General features: G+C 36.8%; 16 protein-coding genes and 1 pseudogene. 12 read left to right on the top strand and 5 right to left on the bottom strand.

Going from position 1 to position 16,653, the window contains the following annotated elements; translation table 11 throughout:
* The first annotated feature begins 75 nt into the window (after positions 1-75).
* From B9T27_RS02810 to B9T27_RS02800, 3 genes are all read left to right on the top strand, one after another.
* Complete coding sequence (locus B9T27_RS02810) at positions 76-912, top strand: ParA family protein (protein WP_086205318.1); 837 nt, start codon at positions 76-78, stop codon at positions 910-912.
* A gap of 15 nt (positions 913-927) precedes the next feature.
* Entirely contained in the window at positions 928-1,317 is a 390-nt protein-coding gene (locus tag B9T27_RS02805) for a hypothetical protein (RefSeq protein WP_086205317.1), read from the top strand.
* 213 nt (positions 1,318-1,530) lie between these two features.
* The gene (locus B9T27_RS02800; RefSeq protein WP_086205316.1) at positions 1,531-2,121 is read left to right on the top strand and encodes a LysE family translocator; all 591 of its coding nucleotides are present in this window, start codon (positions 1,531-1,533) and stop codon (positions 2,119-2,121) included.
* A gap of 27 nt (positions 2,122-2,148) precedes the next feature.
* Here the strand turns inward: B9T27_RS02800 and B9T27_RS02795 are convergent, their stop codons facing one another.
* Entirely contained in the window at positions 2,149-2,787 is a 639-nt protein-coding gene (locus B9T27_RS02795; protein ID WP_086205315.1) for a DedA family protein, read from the bottom strand.
* 194 nt (positions 2,788-2,981) lie between these two features.
* Here B9T27_RS02795 and B9T27_RS02790 point away from each other — a divergent pair, with 194 nt between their 5' ends.
* Positions 2,982-3,398, top strand: a complete 417-nt coding sequence (locus B9T27_RS02790; protein ID WP_086205314.1) for a DoxX family protein — start codon at positions 2,982-2,984, stop codon at positions 3,396-3,398.
* A gap of 163 nt (positions 3,399-3,561) precedes the next feature.
* Positions 3,562-5,130 carry a glutamine-hydrolyzing GMP synthase gene (guaA, locus tag B9T27_RS02785; protein ID WP_086205313.1) on the top strand — a complete coding sequence of 523 codons (1,569 nt, stop codon included), beginning with the start codon at positions 3,562-3,564 and terminating at the stop codon, positions 5,128-5,130.
* 86 nt (positions 5,131-5,216) lie between these two features.
* On the opposite strand, the gene B9T27_RS02780 is transcribed toward guaA, so the two are convergent.
* Complete coding sequence (locus B9T27_RS02780; protein WP_228146127.1) at positions 5,217-6,419, bottom strand: GGDEF domain-containing protein; 1,203 nt, start codon at positions 6,417-6,419, stop codon at positions 5,217-5,219.
* Between the two features lie 391 nt (positions 6,420-6,810).
* Here B9T27_RS02780 and B9T27_RS02775 point away from each other — a divergent pair, with 391 nt between their 5' ends.
* From B9T27_RS02775 to B9T27_RS02765, 3 genes are all read left to right on the top strand, one after another.
* Positions 6,811-7,758 (top strand): pirin family protein, encoded by a 948-nt coding sequence (locus tag B9T27_RS02775; protein ID WP_086205311.1) that lies wholly within the window; start codon positions 6,811-6,813, stop codon positions 7,756-7,758.
* 356 nt (positions 7,759-8,114) lie between these two features.
* Complete coding sequence (locus B9T27_RS02770) at positions 8,115-8,756, top strand: glutathione S-transferase family protein (protein ID WP_086205310.1); 642 nt, start codon at positions 8,115-8,117, stop codon at positions 8,754-8,756.
* A 12-nt stretch (positions 8,757-8,768) separates the two neighbouring features.
* On the top strand, positions 8,769-9,371 hold the full coding sequence (locus B9T27_RS02765; RefSeq protein ID WP_086205309.1) for an alpha/beta fold hydrolase: 603 nt from the start codon (positions 8,769-8,771) through the stop codon (positions 9,369-9,371).
* A 39-nt stretch (positions 9,372-9,410) separates the two neighbouring features.
* Here the strand turns inward: B9T27_RS02765 and B9T27_RS02760 are convergent, their stop codons facing one another.
* The 3 genes from B9T27_RS02760 to B9T27_RS02750 all read right to left on the bottom strand — a co-directional run bounded on the left by B9T27_RS02760 (position 9,411) and on the right by B9T27_RS02750 (position 12,739).
* Positions 9,411-10,019, bottom strand: a complete 609-nt coding sequence (locus tag B9T27_RS02760) for an SPOR domain-containing protein (protein ID WP_086205308.1) — start codon at positions 10,017-10,019, stop codon at positions 9,411-9,413.
* 27 nt (positions 10,020-10,046) lie between these two features.
* Positions 10,047-11,852, bottom strand: a complete 1,806-nt coding sequence (gene argS, locus B9T27_RS02755) for an arginine--tRNA ligase (protein ID WP_086205307.1) — start codon at positions 11,850-11,852, stop codon at positions 10,047-10,049.
* Positions 11,853-12,160: 308 nt separating this feature from the next.
* A complete protein-coding gene (locus B9T27_RS02750; RefSeq protein WP_086205306.1) occupies positions 12,161-12,739 on the bottom strand; it encodes a hypothetical protein in 579 nt (192 codons plus the stop codon).
* A 269-nt stretch (positions 12,740-13,008) separates the two neighbouring features.
* On the opposite strand from B9T27_RS02750, the gene B9T27_RS02745 reads away from it, so the two are divergent.
* The 4 genes and pseudogenes from B9T27_RS02745 to B9T27_RS02730 all read left to right on the top strand — a co-directional run bounded on the left by B9T27_RS02745 (position 13,009) and on the right by B9T27_RS02730 (position 16,451).
* Positions 13,009-14,706: an NAD-dependent malic enzyme gene (locus tag B9T27_RS02745; RefSeq protein WP_086205305.1), complete on the top strand. Its 1,698-nt coding sequence runs from the start codon at positions 13,009-13,011 to the stop codon at positions 14,704-14,706.
* Positions 14,707-14,860: 154 nt separating this feature from the next.
* A pseudogene (locus B9T27_RS02740) lies at positions 14,861-15,571 on the top strand (phage late control D family protein); the annotation flags it as partial.
* Positions 15,564-15,797 (top strand): hypothetical protein, encoded by a 234-nt coding sequence (locus B9T27_RS02735; RefSeq protein WP_228146126.1) that lies wholly within the window; start codon positions 15,564-15,566, stop codon positions 15,795-15,797. The pseudogene B9T27_RS02740 and the gene B9T27_RS02735, both read left to right, overlap by 8 nt.
* Positions 15,798-15,806: 9 nt before the next feature.
* Positions 15,807-16,451: a hypothetical protein gene (locus B9T27_RS02730; RefSeq protein ID WP_086205304.1), complete on the top strand. Its 645-nt coding sequence runs from the start codon at positions 15,807-15,809 to the stop codon at positions 16,449-16,451.
* Positions 16,452-16,653 lie beyond the last annotated feature (202 nt).

Raw genomic sequence — 16,653 nt, 5'->3', positions numbered from 1 at the left:
AGACATATATTCTATAGTCGCCTGTTGTCTAAGCTAAACTACAGGCAAATTTTATAATAAGTTATTGGGGGATTTATGCTGACACGTGTTGTGTTTAACCAGAAAGGTGGGGTTGGAAAATCCAGTATTGCGGTCAATTTAGCTGCAATCAGCGCCCATCAAGGCTTTAAAACCTTGGTGATCGATTTAGATCCGCAAGCCAATTCCAGTCAATATTTGTTGGGAGATGATGCGACCTATTCAACCGATAAAACGGCGCTAGAACCCAATATTGAGAATTTTTTTGATGATATTTTGGGAAATAATCAGCCCAAAGGTTTGCTTGGTAATGCTATTGGTTCTATTCTAAAATCTAAAAATAAAAGTTTTAATAGTTATATTCACGCGTCGCCTTTTAAAAATTTGGATGTACTGCCTGCTAGCCCAACTTTAGGTGGGTTAGAACATGCTTTAGAGGCTAAGCATAAAATCTATAAGTTACGAGATTCGATTCAAACTTTAGTGGGGCAGTATGATCGTATTTATATTGATACACCGCCAGCATTTAATTTTTTCACTTTATCGGCATTGATTACGGCAGATCGGGTGCTAATTCCATTTGATTGTGATGTATTTTCACAACGTGCATTAAAAACGCTGATTGAAAACGTGATTGAAACTCAGGATGATCATAATGATCGTTTGGAAATTGAAGGGATTGTAGTCAATCAATTTCAAGCACAAGCTAAATTACCACGTGAAGTGGTGCAGCAGCTGAAAGATGAAGGTCTACCTGTTTTACAACAGATGCTTCCCCCATCCGTGTTGATGAAAGAATCACACCATAAAAATTTGCCGTTAATTCATTTAGCTACAGATCATAAATTGACGCAGGCCTATCAATTATTGTTCAATGAAATTGAAAATAAATAGTTTTAAGGTTTTAATATGAAAATTCTCAATTTGAGCCTTTTGGCATTAAGTAGCCTCCTTTTAATAGCTTGTGCGACAACGGTGAAGCCTTCTTATGTGTCACCGACGCAGTATCAAGCTATGAATTGTGCACAAATTAGTGCTGAGTTTGACCGTATTCAACAGTACATCAATAATGGTGTACAACCTGCAAAAAGAACAGGTGTCGGTGTGGGCTTAGGACTTGGCGGTGGTTGGGGACGTGGTGGTTGGGGCTTTGGACCATCTGTATCAGTTAATTTAGGACAATCCTCGAACACGAAAAATTCTGAATTATCACAATTGTATGGACAGCAGGAAGCACTTTCTCAAGCGGCACAATTTAAAAATTGTCCATATGTTCCGAAACGTCAAATCATAAAATAGCGTGCAAAATGTGACAGGGTTTGTATTTTTAAAATAAACACCTGTCATATTCTTTACAAAATATTTCATAAAAAAATCAAATAAAATCAATATATTGGTTTTTATTGTTATTGGTTTTTTCCTGAGTAATGGCATATGTTCCGCGTATAAAGCGTGTCATATTTTATCATTTTCGTTTAAGGTGTTCGGCGCGTTAAATGAACAGGACACCCTATGATTGAAAGTTGGCTATTTATTTTTGCAATGTTTGCAGTACTCTTAATTCCGGGTCCAACCAATGCATTGTTGGCTAGCGCTGCATATCATCAAGGGGTTTCAAAAGCCTTTAGTTTCATTCCGGCAGAATTATTCGGTTATGTTTATGGCATTAGTTTATGGGCATTGTTGATTCATCTGAGCATGCCAATATGGCCAATGCTGATTCATATTTTACATTTTGCCAGTGCGATTTATGTAATTTGGCTGGCATTCCATTTATGGAAAAACGCCCATTTAGAAAACTATAGTCAAAACCATCAGCAGTTAAAACCACAGCAATTATTTTTATCGACATTAAAGAATCCAAAAGTGATTTTATTTGCTGCGGGAATTTTTCCAGTAGAAACTTGGGATTCTTTTGCAAATTATGCTTGGATTTTAGGCATATTTTGTTTATGTCTAATTCCAAGTGCAATTTTTTGGATTTATTTTGGCCGAAAATTATTGGCTGGCGATGTACGAGGTATGACCGCCGATCAACTTTATAAAGGATCGGCGATGTTACTGATGTTGTGTATGTTGCCTGTGTTTTTTCGCTTTTTTTAATCGGATGATGTTGATTGAATAGCGATATTAGATCAATTTTTTATTAAAAAATTTATGCCGAATATAGCCAATGATCCCTGGTAGTACGCTCAGAATAATAATACCGAAAATTAAATGTGTAAAATTATCTTTCACGATTGGCATATTACCAAATAAATAACCTAAAGTAATAAAAGAACCCACCCAACAAATTCCGCCGATAACATTATAAGACAGGAAAAACTTATAATTCATACTGCCAGCACCGGCAATAAAAGGTGCAAAAGTCCGTGCAAAAGGAATAAAACGGGCGAAAATAATAGTTTTACCACCATGTTTTTCAAAGAACTGCTGTGTTTTAAGCAGATGCTGTTTATTAATAAATTTGGACTCAATTTCGAAGACGCGAGGTCCTGTATATTTACCGATATGGTAATTCAGCGTATCACCCAATACTGCAGCAATGAAAAGTATGATAATCAATACCCAAGGGTTCATGGCACCAGTAGATGCTGCTAGAGCACCTGCTGCAAAAAGTAAGCTGTCTCCGGGCAAAAAAGGCATCACCACAAAACCAGTTTCCACAAAAATGATCAGGAATAAAATTCCGTAAATCCACATCCCATAATTTTTAATAAATTCAAAGAGGTGTTCATCTACGTGTAGAATAAAATCAAAAAGTTCCATAAGGCAAAAACTATGCGAAATTGTGACCAGATGCTAGCAGTGTAGGCGCGGAAAGTCAGTATTAAAAACTAAATAACTACAACAAGGATTGTTTTATATTTGCAACGATGAGTCTACATTTTACTTATTTATTTATGAACTATGGATGCTTAATCTATATTCATCTGCTTAATAAAAATGCAAGAGGTCACAACATGTTAAATCCAAATGTGGTTATCAAAAATATTGTTACTCACAACCAAGCTGAAGCGATACTGAGTTTGGTTGCTCGTGTACTCATGGCATATATTTTTATTCTTGCAGGATGGGGGAAAATAACAGCTTATACTGCAACTGTTAGTTATATGGAAGCGAAAGGTGTTTCGGCAGCCTTATTGCCTCTGACTATTTTGGTTGAATTTGGTGGTGGTTTAGCCTTGTTATTTGGTTTTCAAGCGCGCTTTGCTGCATTGGGATTGGCAGTATTTAGTTTAATTACAGCGCTTATTTTTCATGATAGCGCAGAAGATGCGACTAGCTTTATGAAAAATATGGCAATGGCTGGTGGGCTATTGTTTCTCATGCTGCATGGCGCAGGTAAATTCAGTCTCGATCATTTGATAGAAAAATAATGCATGATATATTGAAGGCTTAAAAGTGCTTTCGGGGCACTTTCATAATTTTAAAAAACTGAAATTTCAAGAAAAAATGCACTATGTATGAAAGATATGCTTAATGCGATAAAAATGCTAGAATATGGCGCTAATATTCGTTTGCCTGCATAGTTGTTTACCCATGACTACCAATACCCAAATTACTGAAGATCGTATCCTGATTTTGGATTTCGGCTCTCAATATAGCCAGCTTATAGCCCGTCGTGTACGTGAAGCTGGTGTTTATTCTGAAATGTATGCCTATGACATGTCTGAAGAAGACATTCGTGCATTTAATCCGAACGGTATCATCCTGTCTGGTGGTCCGGAAAGTGTGCATGAAGAAGGTAGTCCGCGTGCGCCAGAAGTTGTATTCAACTTAGGTGTGCCTGTACTGGGTATTTGCTATGGTTTACAAACCATGTCAGAACAGCTAGGTGGTAAAGTAGAGCCGGGTACAGTCCATGAATTTGGTTATGCAGAAGTAGACATTCAAGTTCGTGACAAACTGATTGGTGATCTTGAAGACTCAGCAGGCAAACTTAAGGTGTGGATGAGCCATGGTGATAAAGTAACGGCGATTCCTACAGGTTTTCAAGTGACTGCCAGCACACCAAGTTGCCCATTTGCCATGGTTTCTGATGAAGCCCGCCGTTTCTATGGTATTCAGTTCCATCCAGAAGTCACGCATACTGAAAAAGGTGCGGAATTACTGTCTAACTTCGTTCACGGTATTTGTGGTTGCCGTAACTTGTGGAACTCTGAAAACATCATCGACTTACGTGTTGAACAATTGCGTCAACAAATTGGTGATCAAAAAGTTTTATTGGGTCTTTCAGGTGGTGTAGATTCATCTGTTGTGGCTGCACTATTACACCGTGCGATTGGCGACCAATTGACTTGTGTATTTGTCGATAATGGCTTACTTCGTTTGAACGAAGGTGAGCAAGTGATGGACATGTTTGCGAAAAACATGGGTATTCGTGTGATTCGTGCCGATGCTGAAGAGCGTTTCTTAACTGCGCTTAAAGGTGAAGTTGATCCTGAGAAAAAACGTAAAATTATTGGCCGTGAATTCATTGGTGTATTTGCTGAAGAAGCACGTAAGCTTGATGGCGTAAACTTCCTTGCACAAGGGACAATTTACCCAGATGTGATTGAATCTGCGGCAACTAAAAATGGTAAAGCACATGTGATTAAATCACACCATAACGTGGGTGGTTTACCAGAAGATTTAGCATTTGAATTAGTTGAGCCAATTCGTGATCTGTTTAAAGATGAAGTACGTCGTTTAGGTACAACTTTAGGTTTACCATTTGAAATGCTTTATCGTCATCCATTCCCAGGTCCAGGTTTGGGCGTGCGTATTTTGGGTGAAGTGAAAAAAGAATATGCAGACATTCTACGTCTTGCTGATGACATCTTTATGCAAGAGCTTCGTGCAAGTGGTTGGTATGACAAAACTGCACAAGCATTTGCTGTGTTCCAACCAGTGAAATCTGTTGGTGTCGTAGGTGATGGTCGTCGTTATGCATGGGTGATTGCACTTCGTGCGGTTGAAACAGTTGATTTCATGACAGCACGTTTTGCACATCTTCCTTATGATTTAGTTGATAAGATTTCAACACGTATCATGAATGAAATTGCTGATGTTTCACGTGTTGTTTATGACGTATCTTCTAAGCCTCCTGCTACGATTGAGTGGGAATGATTTAGACAAATCGTTGTTTCCTAGGCAGTAGCTTGATTTGAACTGAATGGCTAAAATAAAAAAAGAACACTAAGGTGTTCTTTTTTTTAGGTGTTGTAAGTATAAATTGCTACTTGATTACGGCCATTATTCTTCGCCTGATAAAGTGCAATATCTGCATGTTTAATCAATACATTTAGATCATCTTCATAGGAGTGAAGTTGAGATAGCCCAATGGATATACTCAAATTGAGAAATATTTTATTTTGAATACAGATTTGATTACTTTCAATTTTTTTACACAAGCGCTGAGCAATCAGGGTTGCATCCTCTAGAGTGGTGTTGGGTAATAATGCGATAAATTCCTCCCCCCCAAAACGTGCTAAAACATCGTTATAGCGCATTTCTTGCCGTAAAATTTCAGCTAAAATACGAAGAACCTCATCTCCAATATCATGCCCATAGGTATCATTAATTCTTTTAAAAAAATCAATATCAAAGATCAATAAACACACAACATTGTGTTTCTGCCATTTTTGAATAGCCTGTTCTGCAATGTGCATGAATTGTCGACGATTATTTAATTGCGTTAAATCATCGGTATGTGCTAATTCACATAAAGCGTGATAGTTCCAATCATTTAATAAGATACGCAAAAAATTTCGTTTTGAATTGGAAGTATTATTCCAACTAATATACATGCTGAGTAATAAAATAGGGATATAGGTTAATGAAAATAAAACTATCCCATGAAAATTAACCAGTTGAAATACACCGTGAAAAATAACGGCACTGATGAGCAATGACGTAAATATAGAGTATCGAAATGAAATTTGTATGCATAAATTCCCCAATAAAATAAAAATGACTGAGGCATATAAATAGGTTGTTACTAAAGGGCTATCTGAGATGAACAGTAGTTTTAACCAGAGTGCAGCTGCAATGGCGACATATATGGGAAGTAACCGATCTAAAATTTTAATATTGTTGCAATAACGAAAAAATAATCCATTGATGAATAGGCTGCTGATGATAAGAATTAAACGCAGCAGCGCTGAAAGTATTGCAATGTCAGGGAGTAAGAACCAGTCTACAAAAAAATAGCTTAAAAAGGTCAGTTGTCCGATTAGGTTAACGCGTTGTAGCAACTGCCGTTGGTGCTTATTTTGATAGTCTAGATAGTATTGTTCAAATGGCGCGGGAATACGGGTGATTGGGCTTTTTAAAGCTTGTTCTATTACGATGCGATTTTTAAGAGTACACAACTGTTCTGGGATAACATAAGCAGTTTCATGATTACTATTTTTCACCGCATTTTCTCCAATTGCATTCATTTTTTATTGTTATTATGATGCTCTTTTTTGATTTTCTATCGACATACAGCCACTTCTAATATGTGATTTCTATATAATAATCATATTATGAAGTGCAAATTTTGTACATTAAAATAAAGAGTAAATTAAAGGTATGGCGATGATTCATTTAATTTTTATAAAACTCATGTGAATAAGATGTTAATGTTTAGCTGGTGATAAGTGCAGAGAATACTTTGTTAAAAAAAAGTTTAAAAATAATATTGTTTTATGTGTGGTATTCAGCGTATTAATTAATGATAGGTTTCGGTGAAGTGATTCGCTAAGCTAATGAAAAAATGAAATGATATTTAACGTTTGCATCGTTGAAGAGTTTTAGGATAAAAATATGACCAATACTAATTATACCGAGCTTTCCAATTCAGATGATTGTGAAAAATATGTCACTCAATTTATTCAAGATTTTACCATTCGTTCTGCGGAAATAGGTAAAGGCACTGTAATTAAACGTGCATTACCAAGTCGTCATAAACGTATGATTGGTGCGTGGTGTTTCCTCGATCATGCTGGCCCCGTGACGTTTCCCCAAGGCGAAGGTTTAGATGTTGGTCCACATCCTCATATAGGTTTACAAACCTTCACTTGGATGATTGAAGGTACCATGATGCATACTGATAGCATCGGTTCTAAGCAATTAATTCGGCCTAAACAGGTCAATTTAATGACAGCAGGTTATGGTATTTCCCATACCGAAGTTGCACCAGATACTGAAACACATATGCATGCCGCACAGCTGTGGATTGCATTGCCAGACGATAAACGCAACATGGCTGCGCAGTTTGATCATTATCCCGAATTACCGATTGTGGAGCAGGATCAGATTGAATTTACGGTATTGGTTGGAGAATTTTTAAAGACCAAATCCCCAGTTAAAGTTCATTCGGAACTTTTAGGTGTCGATTTAACTGCCAAGCAATCGACCACCACGCATATCGCGTTAAATCCAAAGTATGAATATGGATTTCTTGCTTTAGAGGGAACAGCCACCATTCATGGTCATGAACTTGATGACAATAATATGGTGGTGCTAGAACCCGGTTTAAAAGAGATTGAAGTGCAATTACATCAAGGCAGTCGCTTATTATTATTAGGGGGTGAGCCATTTGAATCACCTATCCTATTATGGTGGAATTTTGTAGGACGCACTCAGGAAGAGTTGAGTATTGCACGTGCGCAATGGATGAACCAAGAGCCACGATTTGGCAATATTCCTGATTATGAGGGCCCACGTCTGGAAGCACCAGTGTTGCCCGACAGAATGCGTCCGTCAAAATAATAGTGATGCTTATTAATGACATAAGTCAAAAATTGGCCTGAACCTCTCAGGCTAATTAGTCAGCATTAATATTACCGATAAACCAGAAGTTTTAAGTGGTCAAAAGTAAAGCCTAGAACCTTGTGATTTGATTTGCTTAGGTTGAGTGTCGTGTCTTTGATTTTGTTGAATTTACGGTTAAAGCTAATGTTAATACGAGTAAAGTAGGTTTGGAGTACATCGATTGTTATTTACCTTTTACTCGTTCATATCGCAATTAATTACATCTGGATAAGCATGACATTTTGTGTAAAACAAGGATGTTATTTCTTTATGGCTATGGTTATAGTCAAAGGATAAAATAAGAGGCCACAATAATGATTACTTTACATCATCTTGAACAGTCACGTTCTTTAAGAGTTATTTGGGCGCTGGAAGAGTTAGGTGTTGAATATCAAATTAAATATTACAAGCGCTTGCCAACATTTTCCGCACCGCCTGAACTAAAACAGATTCATCCTTTAGGTAAATCGCCTGTGTTAACCGATGGTGATTTGACCATTGCAGAGTCAGCGGTTATTTTAGAATATCTACAAGAAAAATATGACACTAAACATCAATTTAAACTTCAGGATCAAGTAAATTTACAACAATATCGATATTGGATGCATTATGCAGAAGGGTCATTGATGCCTTATTTAGTCATGAATTTAGTCATGAGCAATATGCCAAAACATGTTCCATTTCTAATTAAGCCAATTGCCAATAAAATTTCAGCTGGGGTAAAGGGGGGCTTTATCAATCCTCGATTAAAAGAACATATTGCTTATTTAGAGAATTATTTAACCACACACGTGTATTTTGCCGGTGATTTTTCTTTTGCAGATATTCAAATGAGCTTTCCAATTATTGCTCTGCAAGATCGGGTAAAAGCGAATAAGCCTCAGCTGGTTGCGTATGCAAATCGGATTCAGCAACGGCCTGCATTTCAACGGGCTAAAGCCAAAAGTGAAAGTTAAAAATTAGATCATATGAATTTAATCTTTTTACCTGGTGCATCAGGTAGTACAGACTATTGGCAACCTGTGATGCATCTACTGCCTGCCCGATATACTTCAACCATCATTGCCTATCCCAGTTTTGGTGGCTATCCAATTAATCCTGATGTCCAGAATTTTGAGGATTTGCAGGCTTATGTATTGAGAAAAATTCAGGAGCCTGTCATTGTTATTGCTCAATCGATGGGTGGTATTTTTGCCGTTCAGGCAGCATTGCAACAACCTGAGCTGATTCAAGGTTTAGTCTTGGTAGCAACTTCAGGAGGAATCGATTTAAATCCTTTTGATGTTGCAGACTGGCGACAGGATTATCAACTTAGCTTTGATGTACCAGATTGGTTTATACAGCAACACTCATTGCTAGATATTCATTTGACTGAAATTGAATGCCCAATATTATTAATTTGGGGGGATAATGATCCAATTAGTCCTGTGACAATTGGACAGTATTTACACTCTAAATGGATTCAATCTGAACTCCATATTATTGAAAATGGACACCATGATTTAGCCAATATTCATTCAAACCAAGTGGCTAATTTGATAAGAACCTTTATCACGAAAATTGAAAAATAAAAAAAGGATGCCGAAGCATCCTCATTGTTACAAGATTAATTAACGCTTAACCACAATCGAATCAATACCGCTATGTTGTAACGTTTGTTGTGCAATAACCGCAGCATCTTGTGACTCATAAGGTCCTGAAATTACACGATACCAAGTTTTTCCACCTTCAGTACTTTGTACAACATCGGCAGAAAGCCCATTTAGAATGATTTCTGCACGACGAGCATCAGCACTATCAGGATCTGAATAACTGCGAACCTGTAAAATATATTCAGGTTGAGCAGGTGGTGCTGCTATCTCAGAACCATCGACACCTACATTGACATCATTTGATGTCGGACGGGATGGTGCTTCTACAATAACTGGCTGACTCTGTGTTTTAGTTTCAGGAACAGCTTGTTCAGGTATCGGCGTCACTTGTTGCTGTGGTAATAGGTCGTAGAACCGATAATCTTTATTAGTATCTTCCTGATAATGCGGGGAAGTTACATCATTATTTCTCGGCTGTACGGGTGCCCACGGTTTCCAGAGCATGAGTGCTACTGCAAAACTTAACACGATTAAAATGACCACAAGCATCCCTAACCATTTTGGAATCAATGGTTGTTTCGGTTTGTTCGGTCGTTCAGACACACCGCGCTGCGTTTTTCCAAACACGTGGAATTCCTCTTTTATTGGCTGTTTTTACATTTCATAAGGTGCCGAAACACCTAACAATGTTAAACCATTTTTGATTACTTGTTGTACGTTTACCGATAACAATAAACGTGCTTGAGATAATGCGATATTTTGATCATCCAAAACCTTTGCATCATCTAAGTTGTACCAAGCATGGAATAAAGCAGCCAGTTCTTTTAAATAATTACCAATTTGATGGGGTTCATAGCTATTTGCAGCACGGATTAGAATTTCTGGATATGCTGCCAATTTTGCTAAAATTTCTGTTTCCGCTTCAAGTGTTAACAATGAAGCATCATAGTTGCTCAATTGCTGACGATCGAATGGAATATTCTTTTCTGGGACTTTTAAATCAACCATACGATTGACGCGAGCATAAGCATATTGAATGTAATATACGGCATTGTCTTTACTTTGTGATACAGCAAGGTCTAAGTCAAAGTCAATGTGTTGCTCAGACTTACGCATCACATAATAAAAACGTGCTGCATCATTCCCAACTTCTTTACGCAAATCACGTAAAGTCACAAATTGACCTGAACGAGATGACATTTGGATCATCTGACCGCCGCGCCATAAGCTGACAAATTGCACTAAAAGAACAGTTAGTTTCTTCGAGTCATAACCCATTGCATCAATTGCCGCTTTAACACGGGCAATATAACCATGGTGATCTGAACCCCAGATATCAATGATATCGGTATAACCACGTTGTAATTTATTTAGGTGGTACGCAATATCAGAAGCGAAATAAGTGGTTTGGCCATTACGACGTTTCACAACACGGTCTTTTTCATCACCAAATTCTGTTGATTTAAACCAAATGTTACCGTCTTTTTCGTATAAGAAGCCACGTTGATCGAGGGTTTGTAAGGCTTCTTCAATTTTTTCAGTTAAAGAGGCTTCGCTGAACCATTTGTCAAAAGTAACCCCAAATTCACCCAAGTCATCTTTAATGTCATCTAAAATGGCATGTAAAGCCGCTTGATGGAAGACACGATAACCTGTACCAATCAATGCTTGAGAATTGTGAATTAAGCCATCAATGTGTTTTTCTTTATCACCTGAAAGAACAACCTTATTCCCATCTGCATCAAGTTCTGCTGCATATTGTACATCTTCAGGAATATCTTTATAGACATCAGCGACTGGACGAACATAGGCATCACCATCTTTGTCGATAATACTTTGCGCGATTTCTTTAACATAGTCGCCTTGATAGGCATTTTTAGGGAAGACTAGGCTTTGCCCTGTTAATTCGAGATATCGTAAATAAGTTGATGTTGCAAGGATGTCCATTTGACGACCTGCATCATTCACATAATACTCACGATCAACTTTAGCACCTGTGGCTTCAAGCAAATTTGCAACGGTCATGCCATAGGCCGCACCACGTCCATGACCTACATGTAGGCTAGAAGTTGGATTTGCAGATACAAATTCGACTTGGATTTTTTTTGCTGCATTGGCTTGGGTTTTACCAAACTGATCTTTTTGTGCTTGAATTTGATCAAGTATCGCAAAGCGCTGATCTGCATTTAAAAAGAAGTTGATGAAACCTGGACCAGCAATCTCCGCCTTCGTAATGTCAGCTACTTCAGGTAAGTTGGCTAAGATTTTTTCTGCAAGATCACGTGGCTTCATACCTGCAGGTTTAGAGGCAATCATGGCAATATTCGACGCAAAATCGCCGTGACTTCGGTCTTTGGTTCGCGTTAATGTGCTGGTGTTTTTCCAGTCAGATGGAAGTAACCCTTCAGATTGGAGGGATTGCATTGCATGATCAAGAGCTGCTTGTATGGCCGTATTCATAATCTATCGGAAAATAAATGTCGCAGAAAAACGCTAAATATAGCAAATTTCGAATGCTTTAGGTAAAAGCATTTGTATGAATAAATCTTATTCAGCCTGAAAGGTAAAAATAGTTAATTTCTTATGCCAGATTTAGTTTGAATGAATATGGTAAAAGTAAATAATTGCGCTCTTTTATGAGGGCGTGACTTTGCTGAGCTTATGTCATTATTTTATCGTGCTTTAATATGAGATGGATTTTATTACTGTATTTATAAGCCTTTAATTTGCCATTTTAAGGGGTATATCAAACCCTAAAAATTCACACTTTAATCTTTACAGCTCACAGCTTGTTCTAAGCGCTCAGCATGAGCATTTTGAAATGTATACAATTTGGATGCATTAAAAATTTTAATAACTTTGGTTTTTTGTAGTGCTGTTTTAAAAGCATCTATTTTTTTGCTATTGCTCAGATGGAATGGATTGCCATAATTTTTATTGTCCAATAAAAATTGAATTTGTCCGGCTTGTTCATCATGTGCTTTTAAAATATCTTGACCATCTTTGTTACGTAGAATAAAACCTGATTGCTGCGATGTTATTTTGCAATTTAAACGCAATAGCAGCATATTGCCATCTATAGATTTATTTTGCAGCGTATAAATTCCTTGTAAATCATTTTCGATATAAATCCATTGACCTGTCGGCATATTCAGCGTCATTTGCTCAATTTTTTCTAATGTAGTTTTACTAACATCAATAACATCTTGTTGATCAATTTGAGGTGCTTTCTGTTCGCCTACTCTGATTAAATCTTTTACTTGAGTTGAGGTTTTTGAAATCGTTTGGCAGCCACAGATAGTAACGACTGAGCAAATAAGCAGGGTAGTGAAAGGTAATTTCAGCATATTTTTATTTTAAAAGTCATGATCAGAGTAAAGCATCAATATAGCTAATCACATTGAAAAATCAATTGGACTTTAACAATGTGAAGAAAGTCATTCTAAATAATAGAAAAGAAATGAATTTATCAATTTGTAAAATACTCACGATATCATTATCACGTATCTAAATACCCATTTACCCAAAAATAGGCTTAAGCTTAGCTAAGACGAAAGTAGTATTGTGGCAAAAGACGTAGGTCATTACATCATTGTCCACACAAATGAGAATGGAAATGACAACTGAAAATTTGAAAAAGTATCCTTTATATATTCCTTATGCAGGTAATGCCCTTTTAGAACTCCCATTGTTAAATAAAGGTTCTGCATTTAATGAACAAGAACGTACTCACTTTAATCTTCATGGTTTAATTCCGCATGTGATCGAAACCATCGAAGAACAAAGTCAGCGTTCATATCAGCAATACTGTGCTTTTAATGATGCGATCAATAAGCATATTTATTTGCGAAATATTCAAGACACCAATGAAACCCTGTTTTATCACTTAATTGAAAATCATTTGAGTGAAATGATGCCGATTATTTATACCCCGACAGTGGGTGAGGCATGTCAACGCTTCTCAGATATTTATCGTCGTCATCGTGGGGTTTTTATTTCTTATCCTGAGCGAAATCATATTGATGACATTTTACATAATGTAAATAAAAAAAATGTCAAAGTGATTGTAATCACGGATGGTGAACGTATTCTCGGTCTAGGCGATCAAGGGATTGGTGGAATGGGCATCCCGATTGGTAAGTTGTCGTTATATACGGCATGTGGTGGGATTAGCCCAGCCTATACTTTACCGATCACCATTGACGTCGGTACGAACAACCAGCAATTATTGAATGATCCAATTTATATGGGGTGGAAACAGCCTCGGATCAGCGGTGATGAGTATTATGCTTTTGTTGATGAAGTGATTAGCGCAGTTAAACGTCGTTGGCCGACCGCTTTGATTCAATTTGAAGATTTCGCTCAAAAGAATGCAATGCCATTATTGGAAAAATATCGTGACAAAATTTGTTGTTTTAATGATGATATTCAAGGTACAGCAGCCGTTTCTGTCGGAAGTTTAATCGCGGCTAGTCGTGCGGCTGGTAAACAGCTTAAAGACCAAAAAGTCGCTTTCTTGGGGGCAGGTTCGGCAGGTTGTGGTATTGCTGAACAAATTGTTGCACAAATGGTGGCGGAAGGTTTGACTGATGCACAGGCTCGATCACAGATTTATATGGTCGATCGTTTCGGTTTGCTTACGGAAAACCAGCCTAACCTACTAAATTTCCAAAGTAAACTGGTGCAAAAAATTGATGCAGTTTCACATTGGGGCGATGCAGAAGGAACTATTTCACTGTTTGATGTTGTGAAAAATGCTAAACCAACGGTGTTAATTGGTGTCTCTGGTCAGCCAGGATTATTCACTGAAGAGGTCATTCGAACTTTAGCGGAAAATTGCGAACGACCGATTGTCTTACCGCTTTCGAATCCGACATCTCGTGTAGAAGCCGTTCCAGCTGATATTATCCAGTGGACAGAGGGTCGGGCTCTAATTGCAACGGGAAGTCCATTTGCACCTGTGAATTATCAAGGCAAAACGTATAATATTTCGCAATGTAATAACTCTTATATTTTCCCAGGTATTGGCTTGGGGGTGATTGCGGTGCAAGCTACACGTGTTACGGATCATATGTTAATGGCGGCGAGTAATGCATTGGCCGATTGCTCACCAAAACTGAATGATATTGATGCGGATTTATTGCCAGATCTAAATGCATTGCAACAAGTTTCGAAAATTATTGCTTTTAAAGTTGCAAAAGCAGCGATTGAAGATGGCGTGGCACCAGCAATTCATGATGAAGTATTGCAACAGCGTTTAGAAGATAATTTTTGGAAACCTGAATATCGTTGTTATAAACGTATTCCTAGCTAGTATTACGAGTTACTTTAAGTAGAAAAAAAGGAATCAAGTCATTGGTTCCTTTTATTCTTTCTAAGGTTAGAATAATAAAAATTAACAATTTTTACTCTAGACATATCGATATGCTTGTTTAGAATTGCCCAAAATAATTTCAAAAATAATATTCATGTTGAAAAATATAAGTGCTTTGATTGAAAGTTTGGGACTGAGTCTACAAAAACGGGCTTTACATTTACAATTTTCAAACCCGACATTGAATGCTCAGGTCTTTATTCAGTGTATTCAAGGGCAAAATTTTATAAATCTGGGTCTTAACGCCGAAATTTTATGCCTTTCTACGAATGCGCATATCGCACTCAAACAATTTATTGGTTGTCAGGTTGCTGTTGATCAGGTCACTGATTTTGGCGAGCTTTACCGTACGACAGGTATTGTTACGGGTGCAAGTCAGGGACAAAGTGATGGGGCATTAACGTTATATAAACTCACGATTGAGGATGCGACAGCGCTTTGGCATAAGCGTCGTAATAGTCGTGTGTTTATGAATAAAAATGTGCGTGAAATTTCTGAAATTTTATTTAAAGAGTGGCAAGCTAAAAGTACTTTATTTGCTTCAAGCTTAAGCTTGAACAACAGTGGCTTAAAACAAGAATATGATATTCGCCCTTTTGTGATGCAATCGAATGAAACAGATTATGAGTTTTTAACTCGCTTATGGCGTAGCGAGGGAATTAATTGGTTGGTTGATGAGTCTACAAACACTGTTCCAATATCTGCCGCACAGATTCAAGCTCAGAAGCTCCGTTTAATTGATGACAATACTCAATATGAAGCATTAAGTCGAAGAAGCATTCGCTTCCATCGCAGTAATGCCTCATAAAGATGGCCCTGTTCTCGTTAGTCAAGTAGATAGATTTGATTGGGATAAAAATGTACGATTTGTAAATGCCTTATATCTTTTTGGTTACAAAGCATTTGGTTCACAAGTAATGAAGAGAAAAGGTCAGCCAAATAAAACGTTACCACACGTAGCTTTCACAAATGGTGATCATGATAATCATTTACATTTACAAGGTTATCAACCAAATATTCAGGATATATAAAGGCATATTATGCATATTAAAAAGTTTATTCCTTTGCTAGTTTTATTTTCACTTGTAGCTTGTCAAAAAGCAGAAAATAAGATGTTAAACTCAAATTTGCAAAAAATCAGTGAATCAAAGGTTAATAGTAGTCTTTTGATAAATGAATATAAACAAATTGAGTTACCACTTGATTTAAAAACAGTATTAGTCAATGATAAGTTTATTAAATTAGATGAATACCTCCTTAACCAAAAAGATTTAAAGCGGTTTTACTCTGGAGAAGATCAGGCAAGAATCTTGATGACGAGTGTCAAAAAAATTGGAAGTAAAGAATATTTATTGGGTTTAATTGCTGTAAATTTTGATAATTACGAAGGCTCAGGCTCAGGCCCAGCACAAGTGGTATTTTTATCTGGGGGTGAAAATAACAAGAATAATTATAAAAATACTCTATTTTTAACGATGGGAGGTAAGTTTCCAATCTTGGAGGGTGAGGTTGTAAAATTCAATAATATCAATGAGTTTAAATTAAAAAAATACTGTATCCAATCTTTTATTCTTAATAATGACTTAAGTAAAAAAGAAGAGATTAAATGTGTGGGAAGTGATCCCAGTATTGAAAAAAAGAGCTTTAAATTTAATATAAGTCAACTAGGATATGATGAGCTTTAAAATCATTTTTACTGCTTTATAAGTATTTCCTGTTATCACTAAGTCAAAAAAATTAAATATAATTGCTATATTAACTCTTTTTGGAATTTATACTTTATATTGGAAAAAATGAAAATAATAATGTAGAAGATTTATAATATTTAACGTCAGTACGTAACGAGATATGGGTATAGTTATCAAAGTTTTAAGAAAAAAACATTAA

This window comes from Acinetobacter sp. ANC 4648, assembly GCF_002135345.1.
Classification (GTDB): Bacteria; Pseudomonadota; Gammaproteobacteria; order Pseudomonadales; family Moraxellaceae; genus Acinetobacter.
This window is presented reverse-complemented; position numbering and strand designations above follow the sequence as displayed.

What these genes read in the sequence shown, in the direction of transcription:
- B9T27_RS02775 (WP_086205311.1), top strand. Translation starts at nt 6,811, where the DNA reads ATGACCAATACTAATTATACCGAGCTTTCCAATTCAGATGATTGTGAA.
- B9T27_RS02790 (WP_086205314.1), top strand. Translation starts at nt 2,982, where the DNA reads ATGTTAAATCCAAATGTGGTTATCAAAAATATTGTTACTCACAACCAA.
- B9T27_RS02810 (WP_086205318.1), top strand. Translation starts at nt 76, where the DNA reads ATGCTGACACGTGTTGTGTTTAACCAGAAAGGTGGGGTTGGAAAATCC.
- argS (WP_086205307.1), bottom strand. Translation starts at nt 11,852, where the DNA reads ATGAATACGGCCATACAAGCAGCTCTTGATCATGCAATGCAATCCCTC.
- B9T27_RS02735 (WP_228146126.1), top strand. Translation starts at nt 15,564, where the DNA reads ATGCCTCATAAAGATGGCCCTGTTCTCGTTAGTCAAGTAGATAGATTT.
- B9T27_RS02805 (WP_086205317.1), top strand. Translation starts at nt 928, where the DNA reads ATGAAAATTCTCAATTTGAGCCTTTTGGCATTAAGTAGCCTCCTTTTA.
- guaA (WP_086205313.1), top strand. Translation starts at nt 3,562, where the DNA reads ATGACTACCAATACCCAAATTACTGAAGATCGTATCCTGATTTTGGAT.
- B9T27_RS02765 (WP_086205309.1), top strand. Translation starts at nt 8,769, where the DNA reads ATGAATTTAATCTTTTTACCTGGTGCATCAGGTAGTACAGACTATTGG.
- B9T27_RS02795 (WP_086205315.1), bottom strand. Translation starts at nt 2,787, where the DNA reads ATGGAACTTTTTGATTTTATTCTACACGTAGATGAACACCTCTTTGAA.
- B9T27_RS02770 (WP_086205310.1), top strand. Translation starts at nt 8,115, where the DNA reads ATGATTACTTTACATCATCTTGAACAGTCACGTTCTTTAAGAGTTATT.
- B9T27_RS02745 (WP_086205305.1), top strand. Translation starts at nt 13,009, where the DNA reads ATGACAACTGAAAATTTGAAAAAGTATCCTTTATATATTCCTTATGCA.
- B9T27_RS02730 (WP_086205304.1), top strand. Translation starts at nt 15,807, where the DNA reads ATGCATATTAAAAAGTTTATTCCTTTGCTAGTTTTATTTTCACTTGTA.
- B9T27_RS02800 (WP_086205316.1), top strand. Translation starts at nt 1,531, where the DNA reads ATGATTGAAAGTTGGCTATTTATTTTTGCAATGTTTGCAGTACTCTTA.
- B9T27_RS02750 (WP_086205306.1), bottom strand. Translation starts at nt 12,739, where the DNA reads ATGCTGAAATTACCTTTCACTACCCTGCTTATTTGCTCAGTCGTTACT.